The sequence below is a fragment of the Flavobacterium soyangense genome (genome assembly GCF_015277675.1).
GTDB classification, from domain to species: domain Bacteria; phylum Bacteroidota; class Bacteroidia; order Flavobacteriales; family Flavobacteriaceae; genus Flavobacterium; species Flavobacterium soyangense.
The window spans coordinates 1-10,112 of sequence record NZ_JADHEC010000057.1 but is presented as its reverse complement, the minus strand read 5'-3'; the positions used below and the strand labels follow the sequence as shown (position 1 = coordinate 10,112).

Genomic DNA, 10,112 nt, shown 5'->3' with positions numbered 1-10,112 from the left:
AAGAATTTTAGCTAAAATAACAGCTTTAACTTTGGTTCAATTCATCAATAGATTTATTTTTGAAAGACCAATAAACAATATTAAAACACAAATAGTTTAATTACACCCAACGGGTTTAAATAATCAATATTGATTAAAGTTTTATCTTGAGAGGGTTTAAAATTCTTTTTACGATGACGTTGATTGTAAGTAATCATATATTATTTATAATTGTTAACATTATTAAAAAAGGATAAATAAGCCATATTAATAAAAAAATTAAGAAAATTAATATTTTAGATTTTTTAGAATTGTGCATAAAATAAGTATTAAGTGAGTTAGTTGCCGTTATACCCTACGGCAAATTTTTTTACTAAATTTTTAATTGACAGCCTAAGACAGTTACCACACCTTTGAGGAATTGGAAATTCAACAAAAGAAGAAAGAGAAACCAAATAATTAGGTTTGTGATGAAAATTACAAGCATTACGACCCGAGATACTAATATGAATTTTTGACATAATTATTATTTAAAAATTTCGGAATAAGAAGGCAAATCGTTTACATCAAAAGGACTTGGAATTAAAGATAATTGAGTTTCTAAATTCTTTAAATCACGTTTAGCCCATTCAATTTGAGTTAAAATATTAGTTTTAATAGCATTATCAAAATTGTTAATTTCACGCAGGACAAAGGAATATTGATTTTTTAAATTATCAATAGAAACAGTTTCAACAGGATTTTTAATGTATTGATTAATCTCATATTTAAGACATACAAGAGAAAAATATTTCGCATCACGTTTTACTAATAATATTTCTAAATCTGACATAATTAAGGAGTTAAAAGGTTATGTTTTAATAATTTAAGAAGCAAAGTTTTACAAGAAGTCATAAGAGGGTCACAATAAAAAATATATTCGTGAATTAATCTGTTTTGAGTAACAAGAAAAAAATCTTTTTTTATTTCAATTGTAACGCCTAATTTTGAACCTCTAACCCTAATGTGAAGCATTTTAAAACTAGAATGTTCGGTCTTACAAAAGGGACGAATAATTTTTAAAAATTTTTTTGGACTGAAAGATGAATGTTTCATATTTTCGACCAAATGAAGAAGAAGTACATAATTTTCTAAAGGAGTTCTTTTTATTGACATAATATATTGTTTATAATTATACCGCAAAAATGAACTATAATTTATATTATGTAAAATAGAATATTCAAATATTGAATTGTTGTACTAAGATCTTCAATAATTAAATTCATTACAATACTAACCACTACTTATGTTAAATAAAAAGCATTACCAATTAAATGATAATGCTTTATAAAAAAGTTAAAAATTTTATTTTATAGAAATTGGGATAATACATTTTTCCCAAATTAAAAATATGCCATTTTCATTTATTTTGTAAACCAAACTTTCAGTACTTGAATCTGCAATTTGTTGTTTTACAGTTACTCTAATCTGATCTTCTTTTTCATTATATTTATATGCTCCCCATTGTTTTGCTTGTTTATTAAATATAATTACACATTCTTTTTCATTTGGAATTACAAAAAACGAATATTTTCCTGCTGGTAATTTTAAACCTTCTACGGTCAAATCCTTATCGGTTTCAAAAGTAGTAGCTTCATTGGCACCAGCACGCCAAACTTCATTAAACGGCACTAATTCTCCCCAAATTTTTCTTCCTTTTACAGAAGGACTGCTATAACTAATGGTAATGTCAGCCCCATTAATTTTACCATTGGCTACGGCCGCTGGACTTGCTGGTTTTTCTTGTGCATTAACGATAGTAGCCGTTAATAATACAATGAATAATAAATAAATTTTCTTTTGTAATTCCATGATTTAAAATGTCTTAGTTAGAATTATAAATTTATAATAACTTTATTAAATTTCTAATTATATTTAATTTTTTTAAGAAAAAATTATGAAATTTATAAATTAATCGTTTTACTCTAATATTGGCAGTATTATAATTTATTAATTCATTATTTTTACATTCGACTATATCAATTATTATATGAACACAATTGCAGAACATATTGCTGATTTCTTAAAGAAATATCCGCCATTTGATAATTTATCTTTTCAGGAATTATCTGAGATTGCTACAAGCATTCGTGTGGTAAATTTGGAAAAACACAAAACTTTGTTCCAAATAAACGATGTTTTACACGATAGTTTTTATGTAGTGGCTTCCGGTGTTATCAATTTGTCAATTATTGCAGATGCTGAGGAAACATTATTAAACAAATGTGTTGCAGGAGATATTTTTGGTTTACGTCCCTTTTTTGCCAAAAATAATTATATGATGACGGCAAAAGCTCGTGAAGAAAGCATCATTTATGCAATTCCCATTGCTACTTTCCGCCCATTTGTTGCCAATAATTCAGAGGTTTTAGACTTTCTTTTGCATAGTTTCGCCACAAATACAAGTAATCCAAACGATATGGAAAATATCGGCGGAAAACTAATTTCAGATAATGTCTATTATTCTAATCAACAATCTGAAATGCAATATTTTCAGTTGCTATCCTATAATATTTCTCCTTTAAAAGTTGCCATAACAAGTATGGTTCAGGAAGTAGCGCAGCAAATGACTGATTCTATGACTAATGGAGCCATTGTTTCAAAAGACAATTATCCCATCGGTATCATTACGAATACTGATATGTGCTCTAAAATTGCGACGGGACGATTCCCGATCACAACAACTATTGATAGAATTATGTCATCACCAGTTGTAACCGTGGTAGAGAATATTTCTTTGGCTGAAGCCCAATTGTTAATGTTAAAAAATAATGTTACTCATTTGTGTGTAACTAAAGATGGTTCTGATAAATCCGACATAAAAGGAATAATCTCAGAACATGATTTAATTGTGGCTCAGGCCAATAACCCTGGGGTTTTGATAAAAGAAATTAAACGTTCACAATCTCCAAAAGATTTAAAATCAATTCGGGATCGATTGACAAATCTTATCCAAAAATCAATTCATAAAAATGTTTCAATTTCTAATATTAGTAATATTGCAAGTGAAATTAATTTGGCTATCATAAAAAGATCAGTCGAATTATCAATCTTAGATTTAGGCTCTCCTCCTGCTCGTTTTGCTTGGCTTAGCATTGGCAGTCAAGGAAGAAAAGAACAATTGCTGCTCACAGATCAGGACAGTATTTTAATTTTTGAAGACGTAACGGCAGATAAATACAGAGATGTAAAAGATTATTTTCTGAAATTAGGAAAAAGAACTACAGCTATTCTGGAAAAAGTGGGTTATGAATTTTGTCCAAACGGGCATATGGCTAGCAATATGCTTTGGTGTAAGTCATTGACTGATTGGACTAAACAATATAACAATTGGATGAATACTCCAGGCGAAAACAGTAATGAAATAAGCAGTATTTTCTTTGATTTCGAAATTGCTTTTGGAGAACAAAAAATTGAAGAAGCAATTGAGAATATCATTTTCAATAACGTTAAAAATAATGCTTTATTCTTTGATTTTCTTGGAAATGATGCCCTACGAAAAAACGCACCCTTAAGCTTTTTTAAGAAATTTATAGTGGAAGAAGTAGGCACAAACAAAGATAAATTTGATATTAAAACACGAGCTTTAATGCCGCTTATTGATGGAGCACGTTTGTTTAGTTTGAGCTATAATTTAAGAGGTGTAAATAACACTTTTATGAGATTCAAGCAGTTAGCAATTATAGACCCCAGAAATGCCGAAATTTATCTGAATTGTTCCGAAGCTTTTCTTACTTTATCTAAAATAAGAACTTTAGAAGGTTTAAAAAACGATAATTCTGGACAATTTGTAAACTTGCAGGAATTGTCAAAAGTGGATAAGGAAAATTTAAAGAATGCATTGGCTCCAATGAGAGAATTAGAGGAATTAATAAAAAACAAGTTTCAACTTACCCAATTCTCATAAAAATGTTAGACTGGATAAAAAATATTAAGAGGGAATATCCTGAATTTTGGAAAAACTATCTTTCAAAATTCGATAAAAAATCAAATCGATTTGTTGTACTTTGCACCGAAACTACTGGCTTAAACCCTGATAAAGATGTTATTTTGTCGATTGGTTCTTTTTCTGTAATCAACAATAGCATTCTCATTGGGGATAGTTTCGAGGCTTATTTTGCCCAATATAAATTCTTTCACGACAATGGAAATTTAAACGAGTTTACCGTTGAAAGTAAAATGAAAAAACTTGGCGAATCGGAAGGAATCCAAGCCTTTATAGAGTTTATTGGGAATTCTATATTGGTAGGGCATCATATTGATTTCGATGTAGAAATGATTAATGCAGCTTTAGAAAGATTAGGTTGCGGAAGATTAAAAAATGAGGCTTTGGACATTGATATAATGCATCGAAAACTACTGGATATCAATAACAAACAATTTTCGCTTGAAGAATTATGTGAAATTTACAAGATTCCAAAAAGTGACAGAAATTCTTCCTCTGAAGATGCTTATAAAATAGCCCTTCTTTTCCTGAAACTAAAATCGAGACTTGGGTTAAATTAAACAAAAATAATTTGCTCAAATCTCCCGTGGTGGCTAATAGATACTGGTTTATAGCCTAAAGTTTCATTTTCTAAATAGCTTGGTATTCCTTTGTTTTTTTGAATATTATTTCGATTTTCCAATGTTTTAATTGTATCAAAATCATCAATATTTTTAACTGCAATTGTATTGATAAATTGAGTATTAATTTTAGTTTTTGTATAATATATAGTGTTATTTATTACCACTTTTCCAAAAGTAAATCCATCGATAATTTTTAAATCAAAACATTCTAATTGCAAAGGCAAATAGCCCCGAATTTGCGTTTGCCGATTGTAAATTTTATAAGCTGCTTCCTTCCTACTCCATAAATTCCAGACCATAACTTCTGAATTCTGGGCATTAGAAATTTGTAATTGCTCTTTTTTGGTAAAGATTTTATCAAGAAATCCTTTTCGTTTCCAATTGCTTTCTTTTTGAGCTAAAACCAAATCCACAATGTCGTTTCCTATCATATTTCGGATAATTTCATTTCAATAATTTCCATTGCCGATTTAACATCCAGCATCCGTTCCATCGATTGATTGTCTATTATGATGCTGAATTCTTCTTCAATATCTAAAATCACATCTACTAAATTTGCTGAATTGATTTGCAAATCAGTAATAAAATCAGTACTTTCCGTAAGGGTATCAAACGCTTCCTGATTTTTTATATACGGTTTTACGATTACCTTTAACTTCTCGATTATTTCGGGTTTGTTCATATATTAAATTTTTTAATTTTTATATTTCTTAAATACCACACATCCATTGACATCCCCAAAACCAAAGCTTGCTTTTGCAATAATAGTCAATTCTTTTTCAATTAATTGTTGCGGAATGCAGGTTGTGTCAATAACGGCAGTGATTTCAGGATGTAAATCTTCACAATTAATATTCGGAAAAACAAATCCCTGATGCAATTGCAATACCGAAGCCACGCTTTCAATGCTCCCAGCACCAGACAAACAATGTCCAACCATACCTTTCAATGAGTTAATGTAAGGAAAATCTACTCCACTCCTATTCAAAGCTTCACTCCAATTTCGGATTTCTAAACTGTCTTTTGAAGTGGCGGTCAAATGCCCGTTTATGGCGTCAATTTCATTGGGATGAATTCCTGTATTTTCTATAGCGTCTTTGATACATTTTTGTACGGCAACAGGATTTGGAGCAGTCATTGTCCCTTGACCACGTTGGCCACCTGAATTCACATTTCCGCCAAGAACTTCCGCATAAATCCTAGCTCCACGACCCAAAGCCGTTTCCAAATCTTCTAAAACCAATGCTCCTGCCCCACTTCCTGGAACAAAACCTGAAGCACTTACAGACATTGGTCTTGAGCCTAGTTCTGGAGATTTATTGTGCTTAAAAGTGCACACTTTCATTGCGTCAAATCCACCCCAAATATAAGGACCGGAATCACTTGTGCTACCTGCTAAAATCCGTTTTGCCTGACCCGATTTGATGCGTTCAAAAGCCATTAAAATACTTTCTGTTCCTGTTGTACAGGCAGATGAATTGGTTGTCACCTGATTTCCTAATCCTAATTTCCCACCCAAATAGGCGCTCACACCACTATTCATTGTCTGAGCCACGGCAGTGCTTCCTAATCTTCGGGTTTGAAAGTTGTCAATTTTATAAATACTTTCTCGAAATTTATCGATTCCGGAAGTTCCGGTTCCAAAAATGGTTCCGCTATCCCAATCGGGTTCATCGCTGATTTCCATTGCTAACCCCGCATCTTTCCATGCATCAATTCCTGCAATAACCCCATACAAAATACCAGTTGCATTAAAATTACGCAATTCTAATTCACTAAAATATTGTAGTGATAATTCGGTGGAAACTTCTGGTTTTCCTGCAATTTGACACGAAAACTGCAATCGTTCCAATTCTGCATCGTGTTTAATGCCCGAGATTCCATTTTTTAAGGCATTGGCAAACGCATCAAGTCCCACTCCGTTTGGTGCAACAACTCCAAGTCCAGTTATGACAACTCTTTTTTGCATTTATTTAGAATTTATAATCCCTGCGATTGTACCTGAGCAAACTTCTTCATTCTTCTGATTTATCATCTTAACTTTGCATTTTAACTTGCCAAATCTAAAATATATTTTCTCTGAAACAACACTAACTTTTTCATTGGGAAATACAGGTTTTAAAAACTCAATTTCCGTTAATGTTAAGGCAATTGCAGTGTTTTTATTAAATTCTTTATTTAGCAAAAATATTCCCAAGCAAACCAAGCCTATTTGTGCCATCACTTCGGTTAGAATTACTCCTGGTGTGATTGGATTATTCTTGAAATGACCTTTATAAAAATCCAGCTTTTCATCAAAAGTATAAGTACCTGTCACTCCATTCTCATCGACATGCAGCAATTCATCCACAAACAAAAAGGGTTTGGAATACGGTAATTTTGATATAATTTCTTCTTTGGTCATTTTCTTAATAATTCCCCCTTTAGGGATTAGTGGTTTAAAATTGCAATAAAACCTTTTGTGCTGAAAATCCAGGTCCAAAACTCAACATCAATCCTTTTGCTCCTTTTTTGGGTTTGTTATCCATAATCCGTTCTAAAACGTATAAAACGGTGGCACTGGACATATTTCCATACAATCGCAACACTTCTTTAGTATCATCAATATTTTTCCCTAAATCTAAAAATAAACTTTCAACGGTTTGAACAATTTTTTTGCCTCCAGGATGAAAAATCAAAAGGTCTAAATCTTCTGTTTTTAGATTGTTTTTCTCCAAAAAGGGATTAATGATGTCAGGAAAATGGGAAGCAATAGTTACCGGAACATCAATATCCAAAATCATTTGTAAGCCTGAATTGGTCAGTTTGAACCCCATTAAATGTTCGGCATCATAAAAATGATACATTTCTTCATCCTCTATTACCGGACCTTCATCATCAATATGGGAAGAAAGCAACACACAAGCGGCTCCGTCTCCAAAAATTGCGGCACTGACAATGTTAGCCATCGAAAAATCATCCAGTTGAAACGTAGCTGTTGGACTTTCGACAGCAATAACTGCAGCCCGTTTTCCGGGATTGGCCTTCAGGAAGTTTTTGGCATAAATAATCCCTGAAATTCCTGCTGCACAACCCATTTCAGTTACGGGAAGCCGAACAATATCCTGACGTAATTTCAGTTTGTTGATCAAATAAGCGTCCAATGAAGGAATCATAATTCCTGTGCAGCTCACCGTGATGATGTAATCAAGGGTTTCAGGTTTCCAATTGGCTTTATTTAAGGCTTTTTCCAAGACTTTTGCACCTAAATCAATCACTTCACGAACATAAATATCGTTTCTTTCTTCGAAAGAAGTATTCGTAAAAACTTCGATTGGATCCATAATGGAATAGCGTTTATCAACGGCTGCACCTTCAAAAATTTTCTTTACTTTTCTAATGAATCGTGAATCTTTTCCTTCGAGCCAAGCATCAAGAAAAGGAATAATTTCCTCCGTAGTTCTGGAATATTTGGGTAATTGTTTGGAAACACATTTAATTTTTACACTCATAGTTTTGAAATTATCCATTGGTAACGGAAAGCCCATTTCCATTGAATCTTATAGTTGGTTAAATTTAATTTTTTTGAAAAATGAACCAATTCTCCCTTTTTAAAACCTCTTAAAATGGAAACCAATCCATCTTCTCGTGACATTGCATTCAATTGAAAGAAAAAACACAAACCCTGAAATAATCGATAGGCCAATGCGGTTCTGTGCAAATCATTTATCACGATTCCAATTCTTGAATTCGTATATAAAACCGTCATTAATCGCAGAATCTTATCGTTTTTAAAATGATGTAATGTTAAGGTGCACAATACAATATCATATTTTAACTCTTTGAAAGGTTGACAAAAAATATCCTCACAGCGATAGCTTATATTTGAATAATTCTCAGATAATTTTTTGGCGTGATTAATGGTGAAATTATTAGCATCAATTCCTGTTAATCGAAAATTTAAATTATTTTTAGAACCATAATCTGCCAATTTTCGCAACATATCACCATTGCCACAACCCACGTCGACAATAGAAATTTCGGTTGTTTTGGGAATAGTTGCGATTAAATCCTGAACGCCTCGTAAAGTTAGCTGGTTTCCGCCCAGAAGCTGATTTATTTTGGCAATTTTATCCAATGCTTCACGCAAGATTTCGCCTTCCATTGCAAAATCATCCATTATTTCTGGCTCTATAGATCTATATTTTGTGTTTATAAGCATTTAAAATTTTTAAATTATAGAATTCCCGTGCGTTTTTTTGATGATTATAGGTAATAAAAACGGAAATATAGCCAATAATTGCATAAGAAAGGAAGCCAATTTTTCTTTTTGCAGGATTTTAGCCAGAAACCGACCGGTTGAGAGTCTGCTTTTAAAATTTTTATTCCACTCTTTTGTGTATGTTTGTTCTAATACTTTTCGAGAGCCAATTTTATTATTCAAAAAATCGATAACCAATTCTGACGCAATTTTGGCACTATGAATGGCCATCGCCATTCCGTTTCCACACAAAGGATGAATCAATCCTGCCGTATCGCCAATCATCAGAATATGGCTTTCTACTGTGTTTTTTTTCTCGAAAGAAATTTGGCTTATCGTCAAAGGTTTTTCGAAAAGTAATGCACAATTTTCAAAAACGGCTTTCAAATGAGGATTTTTATAAACCACTTTTGATTGAAATTCTTCGATATTCTTATATTGCTTGAAATTTTCATAATCAGCAAGATAACAGATGTTTATTATATCGTTTTCTACTTTCGAAACACCGCAATAACCACCTTTAAAATTATGTAACCCAACTAAATTATCAGGGAATTCTCCAGAATAATGGGCTTTTACGGCTAACCAGGGTGATTTTTTTTGAATGAAATAACGGTTTAATTTTTGGTCAATATTCGATCGTTTGCCAAAAGCGCCAAGTACTATTTTTGATTTTAATACTACAGCATCGGAAGTGAAGATGCTAAATTCATTTTCGGCAAAACAAATATCAATCACTGTATCCTGAATAATTTTGCAACCATTTGCCAATGCTTTTTGGTAAAGATAATTATCCAATTCATAGCGACTTATTCCAAATCCGCCTAAGGGCAAATGAGCTGAAATGATTTTTGCTTTTGCGGTGGAAAACTCCATTTTCGAAATAATGGAAGGTTTTAAATCTAAAATTTCGACACCCAACCATTGGAAATAAGGCAAAACTTCATTTGAAATGTATTCTCCGCAAACTTTGTGTTTTGGGAATTCACTTTTTTCAATCAAACTGACTTTCAAACCGGATTTCGATAGATGGATGGCACTTGTTAGACCAGCTAATCCTCCGCCAACAATTACTACATCAAAATTAGTTTCCATAGTTTTGCTAATTTAGTATTTATTTTACTTAAACAAAAGCCAAATTATAACAAAAAAAACGAGATAGAAATACGAGGGCGCTGAAAAACATCGCTTATTTTGATTAGCGTCGTTTTTTAGACGATAAAAAACGCTTGTAACAGGATTTTAAACATCCGTTATAAGCTTTTTTCTTTATATAACTTTTTTT

General features: G+C 32.0%; 11 protein-coding genes and 1 pseudogene. 3 read left to right on the top strand and 9 right to left on the bottom strand.

Annotated features, from left to right (window positions below):
* A pseudogene (locus IR213_RS15520) lies at window positions 1-100 on the top strand (IS982 family transposase); the annotation flags it as partial.
* Window positions 101-505: 405 nt separating this feature from the next.
* Here IR213_RS15520 and IR213_RS15515 read toward each other — a convergent pair.
* Window positions 506-811, bottom strand: coding sequence for a hypothetical protein (locus tag IR213_RS15515; protein ID WP_194313208.1), 306 nt, complete (start codon window positions 809-811; stop codon window positions 506-508).
* A 512-nt stretch (window positions 812-1,323) separates the two neighbouring features.
* A complete protein-coding gene (locus tag IR213_RS15510) occupies window positions 1,324-1,830 on the bottom strand; it encodes a DUF2911 domain-containing protein (RefSeq protein ID WP_194313207.1) in 507 nt (168 codons plus the stop codon).
* Window positions 1,831-2,008: 178 nt separating this feature from the next.
* On the opposite strand from IR213_RS15510, the gene IR213_RS15505 reads away from it, so the two are divergent.
* Together IR213_RS15505 and IR213_RS15500 are read left to right on the top strand one after the other, a co-directional pair.
* Entirely contained in the window at window positions 2,009-3,925 is a 1,917-nt protein-coding gene (locus IR213_RS15505; protein ID WP_194313206.1) for a DUF294 nucleotidyltransferase-like domain-containing protein, read from the top strand.
* A gap of 2 nt (window positions 3,926-3,927) precedes the next feature.
* Entirely contained in the window at window positions 3,928-4,524 is a 597-nt protein-coding gene (locus IR213_RS15500) for a 3'-5' exonuclease (protein ID WP_194313205.1), read from the top strand.
* Here IR213_RS15500 and IR213_RS15495 read toward each other — a convergent pair.
* The 7 genes from IR213_RS15495 to IR213_RS15465 are packed head-to-tail and all read right to left on the bottom strand — an operon-like array spanning window position 4,521 to window position 9,922.
* Window positions 4,521-5,018, bottom strand: coding sequence for a 4'-phosphopantetheinyl transferase family protein (locus IR213_RS15495; RefSeq protein WP_194313204.1), 498 nt, complete (start codon window positions 5,016-5,018; stop codon window positions 4,521-4,523). The two genes, IR213_RS15500 and IR213_RS15495, sit on opposite strands and share 4 nt — an antisense overlap.
* Window positions 5,015-5,269, bottom strand: coding sequence for an acyl carrier protein (locus IR213_RS15490; protein WP_194313203.1), 255 nt, complete (start codon window positions 5,267-5,269; stop codon window positions 5,015-5,017). The genes IR213_RS15495 and IR213_RS15490 overlap by 4 nt, the downstream gene beginning before the upstream one ends.
* A gap of 12 nt (window positions 5,270-5,281) precedes the next feature.
* Window positions 5,282-6,556, bottom strand: a complete 1,275-nt coding sequence (locus tag IR213_RS15485; protein WP_194313202.1) for a beta-ketoacyl-[acyl-carrier-protein] synthase family protein — start codon at window positions 6,554-6,556, stop codon at window positions 5,282-5,284.
* Window positions 6,557-6,991 (bottom strand): 3-hydroxyacyl-ACP dehydratase FabZ family protein, encoded by a 435-nt coding sequence (locus IR213_RS15480; RefSeq protein WP_194313201.1) that lies wholly within the window; start codon window positions 6,989-6,991, stop codon window positions 6,557-6,559.
* Window positions 6,992-7,025: 34 nt separating this feature from the next.
* On the bottom strand, window positions 7,026-8,078 hold the full coding sequence (locus tag IR213_RS15475; protein ID WP_194313200.1) for a type III polyketide synthase: 1,053 nt from the start codon (window positions 8,076-8,078) through the stop codon (window positions 7,026-7,028).
* Window positions 8,075-8,788, bottom strand: coding sequence for a methyltransferase domain-containing protein (locus IR213_RS15470; protein WP_194313199.1), 714 nt, complete (start codon window positions 8,786-8,788; stop codon window positions 8,075-8,077). Before IR213_RS15470 ends, IR213_RS15475 begins: the two co-directional genes overlap by 4 nt.
* A gap of 9 nt (window positions 8,789-8,797) precedes the next feature.
* Window positions 8,798-9,922: an NAD(P)/FAD-dependent oxidoreductase gene (locus IR213_RS15465; protein ID WP_194313198.1), complete on the bottom strand. Its 1,125-nt coding sequence runs from the start codon at window positions 9,920-9,922 to the stop codon at window positions 8,798-8,800.
* Window positions 9,923-10,112: the final 190 nt, after the last annotated feature.